This window comes from Prochlorococcus marinus str. MIT 9201 (genome assembly GCF_000759955.1).
Classification (GTDB): Bacteria; Cyanobacteriota; Cyanobacteriia; order PCC-6307; family Cyanobiaceae; genus Prochlorococcus_A; species Prochlorococcus_A marinus_G.
On record NZ_JNAL01000008.1, the window covers coordinates 1 to 12,980 of the forward strand.

A 12,980-nucleotide genomic window follows, 5' to 3' on the forward strand; every position below is an offset into this window, starting at 1 on the left:
GCCTCTACTGTTTCTCCTTTAACTTCACTTTCTTTTGGTTCCTCTGATTTTACTTCTGCCTCTACTGTTTCTCCTTTAACTTCACTTTCTTTTGGTTCCTCTGATTTTTCTTCTGCCTCTACTATTTCTTCTTTAACTTCACTTTCTTTTGGTTCCTCTGATTTTTCTTCTGCCTCTACTGTTTCTTCTTTAACTTCACTTTCTTTTGGTTCCTCTGATTTTACTTCTGAATTTTCTAAAGTTTGACTTTCTTCTTTGGTTAAAAGGTATTTTAAAAATTTTTTAAATAATAATAAACCTTTTTCAATTCTTTTTGTACCTAAAATTGAAAGCAAAACGACTAAAATTATGAATATTTCAGGTGAATTCAAACCTAATAGTTTCATAAATTTTTATATTCTATTTATATTTTAGTACATGCTTAAAATTTAAACTAATTATTTTCAAAAGTTGGTAGATAGAGTTCCCTATTTGATGCAATTAAACTCTCTTCTTTAAAAAAAATCTCTAAGTCTTTTAAATCATTTATATCTACAAATTCACCACAATTATCTAATATATTATTATGGGTGAAATTCCATAAATTATCCAAATATTCATCATCGTCTGGAAATGCCACAAATTTTAAATATGTATTGTTCAAAGCATATTCACTAGCAAAATCAGAATCTAATCCTTCCCTCTTAGCATCACAAAAAACTTTAGCAAATCTTTTGCCTACAGAAGTTTGAGCACTAGATAAATCTAAATTACCTTGGATAGCTTTTACATTTATTGGTGCAATAAAAATAATTATTGGAAGAAAAATAGTTACTAATATAAACAAAGAAAAATTTCCTTTTTTAAATTTAATTAATCTAAACTAGCAAAAAAAATAATCAATTAGGCCTATTTAAGTAAAAGCACTTATTATAAAATTAAAGAAATAAATAGAAAACATAAAATCTACTCCATAAAGGAATTTATAATAAAGAAAGTTTAAATAAATGAAAAATAATATGTCTTCAAATATAAAACTAAAAGGAAGAGGAATTAATAGGATAATTACAAGTAAGGTGATGCTATCGCCATTAGCAGGAGTTACAGATAACATTTTTAGGAGACTTGTACGTAAATGGGCTCCAAACTCTTTACTTTTTACAGAAATGATAAATGCAACAAGTCTTAAAAAAGGATTTGGAACACAAAAAATCAATCAAATCGGTTTAGAAGAAGGTCCAGTTGGAGTACAAATATTTGATAATAGACCTCATGCCGTTTCCGAAGCCGCGAAACAAGCTGAGGATTCTGGAGCTTTCTTAATTGATATAAATATGGGATGTCCAGTAAAAAAAATCGCAAAGAAAGGTGGAGGCAGTGCTTTAATTAAAGACCGAAAACTTGCTATAGAATTAGTCAAAAATGTTGTAAAAGCTGTCAAAATTCCAGTTACAGTAAAAACACGACTCGGATGGGATAGTAAAGAAGAAAATATAGAGGATTTCTTATTTAAGCTTCAAGATGCGGGAACAACAATGATCACACTTCATGGAAGAACTAGAAAGCAAGGTTTTTCAGGCAAGTCAGATTGGGAAATGATCGGGAGACTTAAAAGGTTATTAGAAATTCCAGTAATTGCTAACGGAGATATCAAAAATCCAGATGACGCTCTTAATTGTTTAAAACAAACAAATGCTGATGGTGTAATGATTGGACGAGGGATTTTAGGATCACCATGGAAAATAGGAGAAATAGATTATGCCATTAAAGAAAATAAAAATTTTAAAGAACCAAATACTGAAGAAAAACTATATTTAATTATTGATCATCTTGATGAATTAATAAAAGAAAAAGGAGATCATGGCTTGCTTATTGCTAGGAAACACATCTCATGGACATGCAAAGACTTTAAAGGAGCATCAAATTTGAGAAATAAATTGGTTAGAGCTGTTGATAAAAATGAAGTTACAAATTTAATAAATAAAATGATTAAAACTTTGAAAAATGAAAAAAATACATTAGCTTTAAACAAAACTAACTATTCATTAAATGAAAATAATTAGTAAAGAAACAAGTAAAAGAGTTTGTGATCATATGAACACTGATCACATAGATTCAGTTCACAAATATCTTATTCATTATGGGAAGATATCAAGCTTTGAGAATGCTTATATGGAAGAAATTAATAATAGTTATATAAAAATCAATTACGATGGCCAGTCAGCAATTATCAACTTTAAAAATGAAATATCTGAAGAAGAAATCCATTCAACTTTAGTTTCAATGATTAAAGAGATTTATTAATTAAATATAAATAAAAATTTAAATTTTATTTTCATAATAAACAGTTATCTTTTTACATTCTTCAAATGAAAGCATGCTTAATCTAGATGTGGCTTTTATTTTTAGAATTGCACAAACAGCTAATAAATCGGAACTATCAACATTAAGTGCTTCAGAAAGCTCTAGAACCCTAAGACCTTTCATTAGTATGAAAAAAATTTCTTTCTACATTATCAAGAACCTTGAAATCAATGGGCTGCATTTTTCCCTAAACCTGCAACGAATGGAAAAGTTTGTTCATCACCAAATATATCCTCTACGGAAGAATTAGAAATATTAGTTTTTTTATTATCAGGCTTAATTTCTTCAATTTCATTAGAAATATTATCTTTAATATTATTTTCAATTTCTTTTGCTAATAAATTATTCGTATTAGAAAATATTGAAAATACTAATACAGATAAAAACAAAATAATTCTTTTCATAAAAAAAATTTATCTAATACTATTTTCATATGCCAATGAAGTTATTTAGAAAAATTTGGTTATTATAAAACAATTTTAAATAAATCAAAATCAAAAAAAAATATTCATCTTCCCAACTTATTTCTATTTTTAAATCTAATTAAATAATAAAGACCTAGTAAAAAAAGAATTGCAAGCGAATACTGCTTCAGAAAAACATAAACTACATAGACAAGAAATGGGAATAAGCACGCCCTCTTGAAATTTAATTTCTGTTGTTTTGACATATTTTTCCAATTTAAATATTCTTCCCATTGAAAAATCTTCTTCATTTTTCTACTTCTATTTTTACGATTAAACATTAATTTATAAATATAGGTTTGATGATTCTTATATTAATAAACAAAATTAATCTACAATATCAAAATAAATTATTTTCATTGAATAAAAATATTTTTTAAATAAAAGATGAACCCAAAACCAGTTTGGAAAATAGAAAAAATAGTTTTACCTCAACATGCAGATCATGCAGGTGTAATGTGGCACGGTACATATTTAAATTGGCTTGAAGAAAGCCGAATAAATGCACTTTTAGAAGTAGGTATAAGTTATTTTGAACTAACTAAAAAAGGCTTAGATTTACCTTTAATCAATACTTCAATAAAATATAAATCACCTTTATTTCTTGGCGAAAAAATAACAATAGAGAGTGAATTCAATATTGAAAAAAGTCCTAGGATTAATGTAATTTCAAAATTTCTTAACAAGAGAAAAAAAATCCTAACGATTGCTGAAGTCAATTTAGTCTTAATAAATAAAAAGAATTTTTCTATAATAAGAAAGAGGCCAGATTTCCTATCGGAAGCATTTATTAAATTAAATGGTTGAAATTTATTATCCGTTAATTGAAAGATTTATTAAATTATTAATTATGAATATATTTCAAGTTATTGACTCTTATCAATATGAAATGGAGTCAAGATATCAAGAAAAATCGATGCTTACAAATCTTTTTACAGAGCACAAATTCATAGGATGGTTAGGGTTGTTTATAATATTTTTCTCTATTTTCGCGATTTTTGTTTTTCAATTTCTTGAGTGGGAAAGTAATGACAATAATAAGAGTTAAGAAGATTTAATGCTTATAATTCAACTGAATGATTTAAAAAATGGCTATCTACTTAAAAATAACTAACCCTACAGAGGTTGTAAAAAAAAAGACCTCAAAATGGCTTACAGATATTACACCTGAAAGGATTGATAGAAAATTAGTCGAGGATGAAGTAATAAAAGGCATTATCGAGCAATTAACATTAGAAGGAATAAAAGGAGAAATATCAGCAATTAACGGGTTTGAAGTAAATGAATCTTCAGTAATAACAAAAAATAATTTTGTTATTAGAAAAACAAAAACTTTTTAGATCAAAAATAAAAGTCTTTAATGAAAATTTTTTTTATTTTAATAATCTTTATAATTTCTTCCATTCTAATAATTGTAAGGGATTATCAACTTAAGAAGAAAAGATTTAAATTAAATAATGCCTTAAATTCAAATTTCTTTATTCAAACGATTAATAATTTAATTGAAGAAAACAAATACAATTTATTAGAAGAAAGGATTAGATTAAGGGAAATAGATGCTTACGGCAATGAGGATTACAAAAAATGGATTGGCAATCCACCGCTTAATGAAAATGCCATAGAGAAAAGTATATTAAGTGGCTCAAAGCGATTTAAAGAAGGAATACCATACTTTTGGGAAAAAGTTATTTTAAAAAAATTTGGAAGTATGGATTTATTTTTCGAGAAGTGGAGATCTTATTGTGATGAGAATCCTACTATTGATGATGAAATAATTGGATCCATTAGAAAGCTCGAGACTAAAGATTGGTTTGTATTCATAGCAAGTCAAATAGAGAAATCATGTTTAAACCTAATAGAAAATAATTATTCAAAAAAAATTAACGAAAGCTATAAAAAAGGCATTAAATTCGAAAATCATTGCATGAATATTCTCAAACAACATGGGTGGGAAGTTAAAGAAACCCCTAATACAGGAGATCAAGGGGTTGACTTAATTGCGTCAATAAATGATTTAAGAATATGTATTCAGTGCAAAAATCATGAAAAAGCTATTGGAAATAAAGCAGTTCAAGAGATTTCAGCTGGTAAATTATTCTGGAAAGGTACACACGCAATAATAGTCGCAAAATCTGGCTTTACAAGGTCTGCCCATCAATTAGCGAAATCAAATAAAGTAAAACTAATCAATGAATATCAATTAAAAAATCTGGATAAGTTTATAATGTAAATAGTTTATATTAATTTTGTTAAGCCTTCTTTGTACAACAATAGTGTTGTAAAAATTCCTGAGGCCCACATTAAACCTCTAGCTGTTGGGATATTAAATACATAGGCACCAATATATAAAAAACGGAAAATAGGATGAATCAATGCTGCAATAATAGCAATATTAGAGTCAGTAAAAGTAATCAAACAAAGAAGGCATGCCGGAGCATGTAGAGAAATACTTTCCCAACAATTTTGATGACACCAAACTGCTCTTTTACCAAAAGAAGGTAATTCGTCAAATAGAGCCCTTGGAGCAGACATATTTTCGACGGAATATCCCGCTTTAACTCTTCCTATAGTTAATGGAATAATAGATAATAAAACTACACCAACTGATAGACAAAGGCTCCAGGCAAAAGCTACTTGCATATGATTTAAGTAATATTATTAGCTTAATAATTGCAGCTAGTTATCGTGATGAATAAAAATAAATAACTTAAATAAAACATTTCAAAGACAAATATAGGTTATATTTAAAAAAAAATTTTTCATGGATATTGCAAATCTTATTTTGATTTTTGGGATAAGTTTAGTAATTTATTTTGCTTTTCTGTTTTTAGGATTTATTTTTAAAAATAAAAATCTAGAGGCACAAAATCTTAAAAAGGAAGAATAGATTATTAATGCCACGAAAATTTACTTTTTTCTCAATATTTTTATATCTTTTTGGATATATTTCATAGAAATAAAATTTGATCCTAATAATAATAATGAATATTCGAAATTTAATAAAACTGTAGCTGTTATATGAAAAAATTTTATAAATTTATTAAAAGTTTTCTTTTTATATCATTTTGGCTTATTTTGTCCTCATTTTTAACACAATATTGGAATACTTTTCATTGGGAATATATTTACTTGAACTTCAGAATTATATTTGATAAAGAATTTTGGTTTGTTTTAGAAAAAATTCTTTTAGGATTTGATATTGGCTACTGGTTAGAAGAAGCACTAAAATTCTTAAGTTATGAAATACCTAAAGAATCTTTTAAATATTTTCCAATTTATTTTGTATTAAAGTCTATTTGGATAAAGAATTGATTTATATTTTTAATAGATTTTAATAAACTCCTTAAAATTCTTGAATAAAGTCGATGAATTTATTTTTCTTAAAACAAATAAAGTTCCTTTATCACCTCTGCAGATTCTAATCTTTTTACTTAAATAAGTTATCTCTAACCACCCTAATTGTTCTTTATTTATTTCTTTCATAGCCTTTATATTTTTTCTACCAAATTTAGGACCTATAACACCAGCATGTGTAAATTTGACCCCAATTTTTTTTTCATTTATGTAAGAAAGTCTTATTAAAATACCAGTCCCAATGATTGATTTTATTCCTCTGGGTTTAAGTAAATTAAGACCATTTAAATTAGAGGGATCTAGAATTTGAAGATTATCAATAAAAGGAGAATATTTTAAAAAAGGAATAATAGAACTACTCCACCTAAGTTCCCAAACACCCTTTAAATCATTTATGTCTTTGCTAAGGGAAAAATTATGATCAATTTCAAGTTGTTCGGCAATAGTCTTTATCCTACTTGAATTTGGAGATTTAAGAAGTAAATTTAATAAATCGTCTTCGAATTCCATTTAATAAGCACTGAGTATATAGCTAAGAATAAATACTTACCTCCATGTGCTATATTCTACCCAGAATATGTTGATTTGATGACAAAAAGCTATTGGCTAAAGAAAATTTCAATTCCGAATGCTGATTTATTCCTGGAATATATAAGGACAGTTTTGCCTTGGATTAAATCTGTGGGGGGCGTAATAGTAAAAAGAGATTTGATACAAGAATCAACCTCAAATGAATGGGATGGAGGGCAGCTTGGATTAGTAATAGAATTCGAATCAAAATTGGCTGCAAAAAAAGCATTTTATTCTGAAGTATTTCAAAAATATCTTCAGTCCAGAGATTTAATGGAACTAGTAACTATAAGTACCCTTTAAAAAAATTAACCAATAACGATCTCTCTTAAACAACTTATAAGTATTTATTACTATTAAATTATTTATGTAATATTTATAACTTCACTAGCAATCTTATATTTTGCAAAATTTAAATGTAAAGTAATTCGTTAATCAAATGAACTATTCAACAGAAAAAGATGATTATTTGATGACAACTCCATATACAAAAAAAATTCAACAAAAATTTGAAAAGGTTAAATCTTTTTTAGAGCAAAATGGATTTAATCCTTCATCAGAGAGCTTAATGCAAGATATCCTTAGTTCAGAAGAATATATTGCTAAGAATGGCCTATAAAAAAATCAGAATATATTAAGAGTCCTTAAATAATAAAAACCACCTATTAGAAAAGGTAATAATATTCCAATAAATAAAAAGATGGATTTCCTTGATTCGCCTTCTGATATGGGATTAATTTCGGGCTCAATTGCAAAACCATTCTGTCTACCCCCGCTTTCGGTTGTATAACCTTTTTTATTCATAAGAAAAATAATCTATGCAGATTATCTCATGCAAAAACTTATTTAAAAAAATTTTTTACATTTAGAATTAAACTAATTTCAGGATCTAATAATTGATTTCAATCTGAGATTTCAGTTTGGCAGCTTTTTTTAAAAGACCTACAACTTCCTTACGGCCATTAGCAAACTCAGCCTTGTTTAGTAACTCACTATATTTTTTTGTGATTTCTCTATGGTTCATTTTTAGTATTAACTGCTAACAATTATAAAATTTCTAAAAAAATCTTTTGTATAAAGGATATCAAAATTGAGTTCTAGTACCTTATACCTATTTAAACCAACCTTTTTTCTTGGGTTTAATCTCTTCTTTACTAACTTCTTTTTTTCTACCAAATAATCCCTTTTTTTGAACTGGTAAATTCTCTTCAGGAGGTTTAGATTTTTTATTAAACAAGCCTTTTTTAGGTTGTTTTTTAGTTGATTCTTTTTTGTCAGAAATCTTTGTCTTTTTTGGATTTAATTTTGTTTTTTTGGGTTTACCATCTGCGAATAAAGTTTGATAAACAAAAAAGGCAAAAACGGCGAAGAAGCCTAAGGCCTGTACTAAAGCAGTTCCAAGATTATCAAACATTTAGGCCTCAACTTTGTATAGTGATTCCTTTTCTTTAGCATTTATACATTTTTTATCATCTGACAAGCATTCAATTTCTGCCATCTTCTCAGATTGAGGACTACAGCCACCTGCATTTGCATTAGATATTGAGAACAAATTTAGCACTCCTAAAATTGAGGCACATAAAGTGTTAAACGGTTTCATAAGTTTTATTTTTATTATGGAAAAATAATTTCGCAATTGCGAAGATAATCTTTTTTCAGAAAAAAAAATATCCCCTTTTTACATATCTATTTGTAGTAATTAACTAAGTCTATAATTAATATTGCTAGTAATGAAAAACCTAAAATGAAAGGCAAATAAGGATATTTATTTAAAATTTTATTTAGTTGATTTTTCGATGTTTGTTTTTCCTTTTTCTTTTCTCTAGGTGGTAACCCTAACTCTTCCCTTCTCTTAGCTTCTCCCATAATTTTTTAATCTATTTAAGACTATTTTATACACTTAGCAAAATTAGTGTATTGTTCTAGATTTAAATTATTAACGATTAATTTAGTGTGAATTTTGGTTATATTGAAATATATAAAAAAATTAGATGATAGAAGTAGTTTGGTCAGTAAATATAATGATTGCAATTCTGATTATCGGTGTTGCCTGGGTTCTTTATTACATATTTACTTATGATCAGAAATTTAGTTCTTAGATAAATGTCAGATAAAGATCTTAGTAATTTTTTAAAAAAAATAGAGCAACTTAATCAAATTGCGGAGCTAATAAAAAATAATCCTAGTAAAAAGTTATCCCTTGCAAAATGCAAGAATCATGATGAAGTAATTAAATTAACAACTGAATGGGGTTTTGATATTGGTAAAAGGTGGGGAGAATATTAATTGATTTTATTACCAGCATTATTAAAATTGCCATCAACGTCAAATTAAATTATTAAGATTAACTAGTATTTCTTGTATTGGAGTTATGAAGGAAATTGGAAAGATAAAGTCAAATATATTTAAAATAGCTGCTGTTACAGATAGAGGGCAAAGATTAAATAAATTAATATCACCTATGTACGAGGAAAAAGCTAATGAAATGGATGAATTGATTGAAGCTCTTAAAGACTTTAGTTTTGAAATATCAGAAAAATCATTGTCTGGAGAGTGGGAATTGATTTTTTCTAATGTTGAATTATTTCGAAGTTCTCCTTTCTTCCTTGCTATTGAAAAGGCCTTAAATGATGAATCTAAAAGTAATCTTTTTTTTAGATTACATCAATTGCAAGTAGGATCTTTTGGCATATCAACTATTGGGAGAATTGCTCAAAAGATTGATTTTGACAAAAAAGAATTTATATCTACTTTTGACACTACAATATTTGGGCTCACAACAATTCCTATCTTAGGATGGTTCAAACTATTGCCTACTTTTGGTGGAAGAGTAATAACACTAGCAAGTGATTTAATTTTAAAAAATAATTTACTTGATATGAACTTACAAAAGACAAAAGTTTCCAAAGTTGATGGACTTAATAAGATTCCATTATTTAGTGAGTTACTTATGGATAGATGGTATCCAGTTAAAGAGGTATGGAACAAGTTGCCTTGGAATAAAGAATCGCCAAATTGCCAGGTTTCAATTTTATATTTAGACGAAGATATGAGAATTATGCAAGATATGTATGGGTCAATTTTTATTTATATAAGGCCTTCAATTTCCTTGTTGAATTCAAATGCAATTTCTAATGATTAATTAAAATACTATCTAATATTTTAGTAATTTAAAGAATAAATCTATTATAAATTTATTTTAAAGATTAATTAATAAAAACATCTCACACCTCAAATACAAATGGGTTATGTTCATACTGAACATTTTTTTATGCTAAGAAAACAAGAAAAGAATTCAGTTGTTAGAGGAATTTTATTAATAGGAGGCTGGGGCCTAGGTCTAGACAGATTCTATGAAGGAGATAAAAAAGGTGGTTTTTTATCAATCATTGGTTGGATTATCACATTTTTTAGCTTTATCTTTCTTAAATGTTCAGGTTATGAATATGTTGAGGGTGCTAAAAATTATTCAGATTATTCCCCTAACCCCTTAATATTATTACCTTTAATTGCAGGTGCATATGGTGGGTTTCTAATAATTAAGAAGGCATTTAGATTAGCAAAGCAATTTGAAAATGCTGAATAATACTACCAGCAGGCTAATTCAAGATAATAATCCAGATCCTTTTAAATAAAATTTAAATAAAAGAATTACTAAAAGGTTTACTATTGTTAAGGCTACTAAACCATTTCTGTTTTTTACATCTAATTTCTTGACTAAATTAGAAAGATAAACGACTGGATTTTCTGGCTCTTTTTTATCCAAATTTTATTTAAAGATTAATTTGTCAAGAAATTATCACAGTTTCATTTGAAGAATCAAAATTGTAAAGATGAATATCCAAAAAGAAATAAATATTTTTTAACCCATAATTCCTGCATTTTTTAAAAACACTTTACCCATATTGCCAATTAAAAAAAATAGAGACAAATTAATTAAAAGGATTACTAATAATGCCAACATTTTATAGTTTTGATTAGTTGAAATGCCATCAAATCCATTATTAAGAAATCTTTTAAAAAGTGATTTGCCAATTTTAAGTTTTTGTTGCTCTGAACCAAGTTTTAATTTTTCTTCTGAAGAATCTTGATTACTTGCTTTCTCTAGAAATTCTGTAAATGCCTTAACATTTTCTTCTTTTTTATTCCCCTCATTAGTATCTTTATTGTCTTCATTCAAATTGGGGGCCGATTCGATTGAATTATTTTCCTCAGGATTAAGTTTTGAATCTTCCAAATTAGTAGTAAATGCTAGGAGTATATTACACCATAAAAAAAAACCACTCGATCGATTGAAGAGAGGGTTAGCTAAGATTAAAGTTCCTGTCTATATAATAATTTATTTCAATTAATTTTGCGGTTATAGCATAATGAAGTTTTAATTTAGACTATATTGAAGCTGATTTTTTCATACATATGTTAGATGCGATTACTAAAAAAGCATGTAAAAATGATCCCTCAATAAGAGAAATTAAAATTAGAAATATAGAACATGCTATTGAACAAGCAGAATTGATGATAAAAGAATCAAAAATGAGCCAAGAAGAATTAATCTTCTTAAAAAGAAAAATATCGGACTCGAGGCAGGATTTAGAGATACTTTATTTAATGAAAATTCAATGACTATAAATTTGTTAATCTTTTAAAAGGATTGATTTTTTGCAAAGAAAATTAATTTGTATATTTAAAGACTTATAAAATTAAAATAGAATGTAAGAATTTGTATAAATTTTATGATTATGTCTAAAAATAATCTATATATACCTTTAAAGGTAGTTCCAGCCATCTTCATTTCAATTATTGCTATTGCAATAACAGCAGCTACATATGTAATTACTTAGTTCTATCTGCTATGTAAAGTTTTTAGATATTAAATAAATTAAAATATTTATAATAACTACATATATATGAATAAAGTCAAAATAGCAATTTTTACAATTTCAATAATCATATTTTCCCTTATTGGGATTAAAAAGTTAATTTATATAAATCAAGTTAAAGATTTAAAAAATAAAGAAGAATCATTCTTAAATGAATCTATACGTGTTTTAAATGAATGCTTCGATCTAGAAAATAAAAATAAAAGAACCCTCAATAAATCAATTGAATTAATTGAGTATTGCTTAGAGGAATATGGATATAAAAACTGATTTCAAAACTTGAAGGATGAATTTCCTTAATACTCCACTAATATGCATATAAAAAATTTCTAATCAAAAATCTTTTTATGTTCCATAATTTTTTATTAATAATATTTTCCTAATTTAATTTTTTTAAAATGACTAAAATGAGATGTTCTTATTTAGGAAATTTAAACTGTGAGTCAATTCATCTACAATCTGGAAGTCTTATTAGAACGGATGCACCTTTAGACCACTGTGGCAAAGGTGAAAGTTTTTCCCCAACTGATTTATTAGCAACATCTCTAGGTACTTGCCTGCTCACCATTATGGCAATCAAAGCTAAATCGAAAGGATTTGATTTGAAAGGTATATATTTAAATATTGAAAAACTAATGACACAAAATAGCGAAAGGAAGATAAAAAAGCTAATAATAGATATTTTCATCCCAGAGAGCATTTCTAATGAAACTATTGATTTTTTGAAAAAAGCTTCCAAAGAATGTCCAGTTACAAGAAATTTATCTCAAGATATAGATATTAAAATTAGTTGGCATCATTAATAAACCCCAAATATAGTAATTACAAAAAAAATAATGAAATACTTTATTGGAATATTCATTCTTTTATTTGGAATATATATAATGACAGAGTTGGCATTAAAGACTAGATATACAAGAAAAAGACTTTCAAAAGGGAAAAAATAAATCTTATAAATTTTAATATTGCTGATTAAGGAAATAGATTTATTTCTGTAATAAGGATTAAAGCATATTTTAGTTTTATTTTTTCACTATTTTTTGGTCAATCAAACTAATCAAAGGGATCATGAAATTTACATTTATTCCAACAGTGCACCATGTGTAAATAATAAGAAAAAATATTTTGATAAATAAATTAGGTGGTAAGGTGAAAAATATTTTGAAAAATCCTCCAATAAATAATACCAATATTCCCATCAGAAAAAGACCTTTGATTATCCATTTAAGTCCATTTTTATTAATGTTTATATAAAACCAGAAAAAAACAAAACTAGATAACAATAAATATATATAATTTATGATCATCTTTTTAGAGAAAATTTTACAAATTTGCCATTATCAAGGCATGATGACAATTATTACTTTTA

28 protein-coding genes are annotated in these 12,980 nt (G+C 26.5%); 15 read left to right on the forward strand and 13 right to left on the reverse strand.

Annotation, left to right across the window (positions count from 1 at the left end; genetic code table 11):
• Both EU95_RS0108810 and EU95_RS06000 read right to left on the reverse strand, forming a co-directional pair.
• A partial coding sequence (locus tag EU95_RS0108810; protein ID WP_032521819.1) for a hypothetical protein occupies positions 1-386 on the reverse strand: 386 nt, incomplete at its 3' end.
• A 47-nt stretch (positions 387-433) separates the two neighbouring features.
• Positions 434-826 (reverse strand): hypothetical protein, encoded by a 393-nt coding sequence (locus EU95_RS06000; protein ID WP_032521820.1) that lies wholly within the window; start codon positions 824-826, stop codon positions 434-436.
• 172 nt (positions 827-998) lie between these two features.
• On the opposite strand from EU95_RS06000, the gene dusB reads away from it, so the two are divergent.
• Positions 999-2,042 (forward strand): tRNA dihydrouridine synthase DusB, encoded by a 1,044-nt coding sequence (gene dusB, locus EU95_RS05995; RefSeq protein ID WP_032521843.1) that lies wholly within the window; start codon positions 999-1,001, stop codon positions 2,040-2,042.
• On the forward strand, positions 2,029-2,283 hold the full coding sequence (locus tag EU95_RS0108815; protein WP_032521821.1) for a DUF2470 domain-containing protein: 255 nt from the start codon (positions 2,029-2,031) through the stop codon (positions 2,281-2,283). Before dusB ends, EU95_RS0108815 begins: the two co-directional genes overlap by 14 nt.
• An 18-nt stretch (positions 2,284-2,301) precedes the next feature.
• Here the strand turns inward: EU95_RS0108815 and EU95_RS09820 are convergent, their stop codons facing one another.
• Together EU95_RS09820 and EU95_RS05990 are read right to left on the reverse strand one after the other, a co-directional pair.
• Positions 2,302-2,466, reverse strand: a complete 165-nt coding sequence (locus EU95_RS09820; RefSeq protein ID WP_193742450.1) for a translation initiation factor IF-2 N-terminal domain-containing protein — start codon at positions 2,464-2,466, stop codon at positions 2,302-2,304.
• A 44-nt stretch (positions 2,467-2,510) separates the two neighbouring features.
• A complete protein-coding gene (locus tag EU95_RS05990; RefSeq protein ID WP_032521822.1) occupies positions 2,511-2,747 on the reverse strand; it encodes a hypothetical protein in 237 nt (78 codons plus the stop codon).
• Between the two features lie 447 nt (positions 2,748-3,194).
• Between EU95_RS05990 and EU95_RS05980 the strand changes: the two genes are divergently transcribed.
• From EU95_RS05980 to EU95_RS05965, 4 genes are read left to right on the forward strand one after another with little or no spacing between them, the layout of a single operon-like run.
• Entirely contained in the window at positions 3,195-3,614 is a 420-nt protein-coding gene (locus tag EU95_RS05980; protein WP_032521824.1) for an acyl-CoA thioesterase, read from the forward strand.
• A gap of 43 nt (positions 3,615-3,657) precedes the next feature.
• Positions 3,658-3,855 carry a hypothetical protein gene (locus EU95_RS05975; RefSeq protein ID WP_025914681.1) on the forward strand — a complete coding sequence of 66 codons (198 nt, stop codon included), beginning with the start codon at positions 3,658-3,660 and terminating at the stop codon, positions 3,853-3,855.
• A 40-nt stretch (positions 3,856-3,895) separates the two neighbouring features.
• Positions 3,896-4,147 carry a hypothetical protein gene (locus EU95_RS05970; protein WP_011818540.1) on the forward strand — a complete coding sequence of 84 codons (252 nt, stop codon included), beginning with the start codon at positions 3,896-3,898 and terminating at the stop codon, positions 4,145-4,147.
• Positions 4,148-4,167: 20 nt separating this feature from the next.
• A complete protein-coding gene (locus EU95_RS05965) occupies positions 4,168-5,037 on the forward strand; it encodes a restriction endonuclease (protein ID WP_032521826.1) in 870 nt (289 codons plus the stop codon).
• 5 nt (positions 5,038-5,042) lie between these two features.
• Here EU95_RS05965 and EU95_RS05960 read toward each other — a convergent pair whose 3' ends face one another.
• Positions 5,043-5,447, reverse strand: a complete 405-nt coding sequence (locus tag EU95_RS05960; RefSeq protein WP_032521827.1) for an MAPEG family protein — start codon at positions 5,445-5,447, stop codon at positions 5,043-5,045.
• Between the two features lie 435 nt (positions 5,448-5,882).
• Here EU95_RS05960 and EU95_RS10070 point away from each other — a divergent pair, with 435 nt between their 5' ends.
• The gene (locus tag EU95_RS10070; RefSeq protein ID WP_241466708.1) at positions 5,883-6,119 is read left to right on the forward strand and encodes a virion host shutoff protein; all 237 of its coding nucleotides are present in this window, start codon (positions 5,883-5,885) and stop codon (positions 6,117-6,119) included.
• Positions 6,120-6,128: 9 nt separating this feature from the next.
• Here the strand turns inward: EU95_RS10070 and EU95_RS05950 are convergent, their stop codons facing one another.
• The gene (locus EU95_RS05950) at positions 6,129-6,671 is read right to left on the reverse strand and encodes a PAP/fibrillin family protein (RefSeq protein ID WP_032521829.1); all 543 of its coding nucleotides are present in this window, start codon (positions 6,669-6,671) and stop codon (positions 6,129-6,131) included.
• 78 nt (positions 6,672-6,749) lie between these two features.
• Between EU95_RS05950 and EU95_RS05945 the strand changes: the two genes are divergently transcribed.
• Both EU95_RS05945 and EU95_RS05940 read left to right on the forward strand, forming a co-directional pair.
• A complete protein-coding gene (locus EU95_RS05945; protein ID WP_032521830.1) occupies positions 6,750-7,034 on the forward strand; it encodes a DUF1330 domain-containing protein in 285 nt (94 codons plus the stop codon).
• Between the two features lie 136 nt (positions 7,035-7,170).
• A complete protein-coding gene (locus EU95_RS05940; RefSeq protein ID WP_032521831.1) occupies positions 7,171-7,350 on the forward strand; it encodes a hypothetical protein in 180 nt (59 codons plus the stop codon).
• 5 nt (positions 7,351-7,355) lie between these two features.
• On the opposite strand, the gene EU95_RS10075 is transcribed toward EU95_RS05940, so the two are convergent.
• From EU95_RS10075 to EU95_RS05925, 5 genes are all read right to left on the reverse strand, one after another.
• Positions 7,356-7,535: a hypothetical protein gene (locus EU95_RS10075; RefSeq protein ID WP_032521832.1), complete on the reverse strand. Its 180-nt coding sequence runs from the start codon at positions 7,533-7,535 to the stop codon at positions 7,356-7,358.
• Positions 7,536-7,620: 85 nt separating this feature from the next.
• Positions 7,621-7,755, reverse strand: coding sequence for a hypothetical protein (locus EU95_RS10245; RefSeq protein ID WP_255347384.1), 135 nt, complete (start codon positions 7,753-7,755; stop codon positions 7,621-7,623).
• Positions 7,756-7,842: 87 nt separating this feature from the next.
• Complete coding sequence (locus tag EU95_RS05930) at positions 7,843-8,145, reverse strand: hypothetical protein (protein WP_032521834.1); 303 nt, start codon at positions 8,143-8,145, stop codon at positions 7,843-7,845.
• A complete protein-coding gene (locus EU95_RS0108820) occupies positions 8,146-8,331 on the reverse strand; it encodes a hypothetical protein (RefSeq protein ID WP_241466709.1) in 186 nt (61 codons plus the stop codon).
• Between the two features lie 86 nt (positions 8,332-8,417).
• On the reverse strand, positions 8,418-8,597 hold the full coding sequence (locus tag EU95_RS05925; protein ID WP_025888492.1) for a hypothetical protein: 180 nt from the start codon (positions 8,595-8,597) through the stop codon (positions 8,418-8,420).
• Positions 8,598-8,834: 237 nt separating this feature from the next.
• On the opposite strand from EU95_RS05925, the gene EU95_RS05920 reads away from it, so the two are divergent.
• The 3 genes from EU95_RS05920 to EU95_RS05910 all read left to right on the forward strand — a co-directional run bounded on the left by EU95_RS05920 (position 8,835) and on the right by EU95_RS05910 (position 10,317).
• Positions 8,835-9,017, forward strand: a complete 183-nt coding sequence (locus EU95_RS05920) for a Nif11 family protein (RefSeq protein ID WP_032521836.1) — start codon at positions 8,835-8,837, stop codon at positions 9,015-9,017.
• An 85-nt stretch (positions 9,018-9,102) separates the two neighbouring features.
• A complete protein-coding gene (locus EU95_RS05915; protein ID WP_032521837.1) occupies positions 9,103-9,873 on the forward strand; it encodes a hypothetical protein in 771 nt (256 codons plus the stop codon).
• Between the two features lie 129 nt (positions 9,874-10,002).
• Positions 10,003-10,317, forward strand: a complete 315-nt coding sequence (locus EU95_RS05910) for a hypothetical protein (protein ID WP_032521844.1) — start codon at positions 10,003-10,005, stop codon at positions 10,315-10,317.
• Between the two features lie 18 nt (positions 10,318-10,335).
• Here the strand turns inward: EU95_RS05910 and EU95_RS09825 are convergent, their stop codons facing one another.
• Both EU95_RS09825 and EU95_RS05905 read right to left on the reverse strand, forming a co-directional pair.
• Entirely contained in the window at positions 10,336-10,497 is a 162-nt protein-coding gene (locus tag EU95_RS09825; RefSeq protein WP_193742451.1) for a hypothetical protein, read from the reverse strand.
• Between the two features lie 96 nt (positions 10,498-10,593).
• Positions 10,594-10,968, reverse strand: coding sequence for a hypothetical protein (locus EU95_RS05905; protein ID WP_032521838.1), 375 nt, complete (start codon positions 10,966-10,968; stop codon positions 10,594-10,596).
• A 179-nt stretch (positions 10,969-11,147) separates the two neighbouring features.
• Between EU95_RS05905 and EU95_RS05900 the strand changes: the two genes are divergently transcribed.
• The 3 genes from EU95_RS05900 to EU95_RS0108825 all read left to right on the forward strand — a co-directional run bounded on the left by EU95_RS05900 (position 11,148) and on the right by EU95_RS0108825 (position 12,414).
• Positions 11,148-11,354 carry a hypothetical protein gene (locus EU95_RS05900; protein ID WP_032521839.1) on the forward strand — a complete coding sequence of 69 codons (207 nt, stop codon included), beginning with the start codon at positions 11,148-11,150 and terminating at the stop codon, positions 11,352-11,354.
• A 284-nt stretch (positions 11,355-11,638) separates the two neighbouring features.
• Entirely contained in the window at positions 11,639-11,881 is a 243-nt protein-coding gene (locus EU95_RS05895) for a hypothetical protein (RefSeq protein ID WP_032521840.1), read from the forward strand.
• Between the two features lie 128 nt (positions 11,882-12,009).
• On the forward strand, positions 12,010-12,414 hold the full coding sequence (locus EU95_RS0108825; RefSeq protein WP_032521841.1) for an OsmC family protein: 405 nt from the start codon (positions 12,010-12,012) through the stop codon (positions 12,412-12,414).
• Positions 12,415-12,980 lie beyond the last annotated feature (566 nt).

Coding starts and splice junctions, on each gene's coding strand:
- dusB (WP_032521843.1), top strand. CDS start 999: ATGTCTTCAAATATAAAACTAAAAGGAAGAGGAATTAATAGGATAATT.
- EU95_RS0108815 (WP_032521821.1), top strand. CDS start 2,029: ATGAAAATAATTAGTAAAGAAACAAGTAAAAGAGTTTGTGATCATATG.
- EU95_RS09820 (WP_193742450.1), bottom strand. CDS start 2,466: ATGAAAGGTCTTAGGGTTCTAGAGCTTTCTGAAGCACTTAATGTTGAT.
- EU95_RS05990 (WP_032521822.1), bottom strand. CDS start 2,747: ATGAAAAGAATTATTTTGTTTTTATCTGTATTAGTATTTTCAATATTT.
- EU95_RS05980 (WP_032521824.1), top strand. CDS start 3,195: ATGAACCCAAAACCAGTTTGGAAAATAGAAAAAATAGTTTTACCTCAA.
- EU95_RS05975 (WP_025914681.1), top strand. CDS start 3,658: ATGAATATATTTCAAGTTATTGACTCTTATCAATATGAAATGGAGTCA.
- EU95_RS05970 (WP_011818540.1), top strand. CDS start 3,896: ATGGCTATCTACTTAAAAATAACTAACCCTACAGAGGTTGTAAAAAAA.
- EU95_RS05965 (WP_032521826.1), top strand. CDS start 4,168: ATGAAAATTTTTTTTATTTTAATAATCTTTATAATTTCTTCCATTCTA.
- EU95_RS05960 (WP_032521827.1), bottom strand. CDS start 5,447: ATGCAAGTAGCTTTTGCCTGGAGCCTTTGTCTATCAGTTGGTGTAGTT.
- EU95_RS05950 (WP_032521829.1), bottom strand. CDS start 6,671: ATGGAATTCGAAGACGATTTATTAAATTTACTTCTTAAATCTCCAAAT.
- EU95_RS05945 (WP_032521830.1), top strand. CDS start 6,750: ATGACAAAAAGCTATTGGCTAAAGAAAATTTCAATTCCGAATGCTGAT.
- EU95_RS05940 (WP_032521831.1), top strand. CDS start 7,171: ATGAACTATTCAACAGAAAAAGATGATTATTTGATGACAACTCCATAT.
- EU95_RS10075 (WP_032521832.1), bottom strand. CDS start 7,535: ATGAATAAAAAAGGTTATACAACCGAAAGCGGGGGTAGACAGAATGGT.
- EU95_RS10245 (WP_255347384.1), bottom strand. CDS start 7,755: ATGAACCATAGAGAAATCACAAAAAAATATAGTGAGTTACTAAACAAG.
- EU95_RS05930 (WP_032521834.1), bottom strand. CDS start 8,145: ATGTTTGATAATCTTGGAACTGCTTTAGTACAGGCCTTAGGCTTCTTC.
- EU95_RS0108820 (WP_241466709.1), bottom strand. CDS start 8,331: ATGAAACCGTTTAACACTTTATGTGCCTCAATTTTAGGAGTGCTAAAT.
- EU95_RS05925 (WP_025888492.1), bottom strand. CDS start 8,597: ATGGGAGAAGCTAAGAGAAGGGAAGAGTTAGGGTTACCACCTAGAGAA.
- EU95_RS05920 (WP_032521836.1), top strand. CDS start 8,835: ATGTCAGATAAAGATCTTAGTAATTTTTTAAAAAAAATAGAGCAACTT.
- EU95_RS05915 (WP_032521837.1), top strand. CDS start 9,103: ATGAAGGAAATTGGAAAGATAAAGTCAAATATATTTAAAATAGCTGCT.
- EU95_RS05910 (WP_032521844.1), top strand. CDS start 10,003: ATGCTAAGAAAACAAGAAAAGAATTCAGTTGTTAGAGGAATTTTATTA.
- EU95_RS05900 (WP_032521839.1), top strand. CDS start 11,148: ATGTTAGATGCGATTACTAAAAAAGCATGTAAAAATGATCCCTCAATA.
- EU95_RS05895 (WP_032521840.1), top strand. CDS start 11,639: ATGAATAAAGTCAAAATAGCAATTTTTACAATTTCAATAATCATATTT.
- EU95_RS0108825 (WP_032521841.1), top strand. CDS start 12,010: ATGACTAAAATGAGATGTTCTTATTTAGGAAATTTAAACTGTGAGTCA.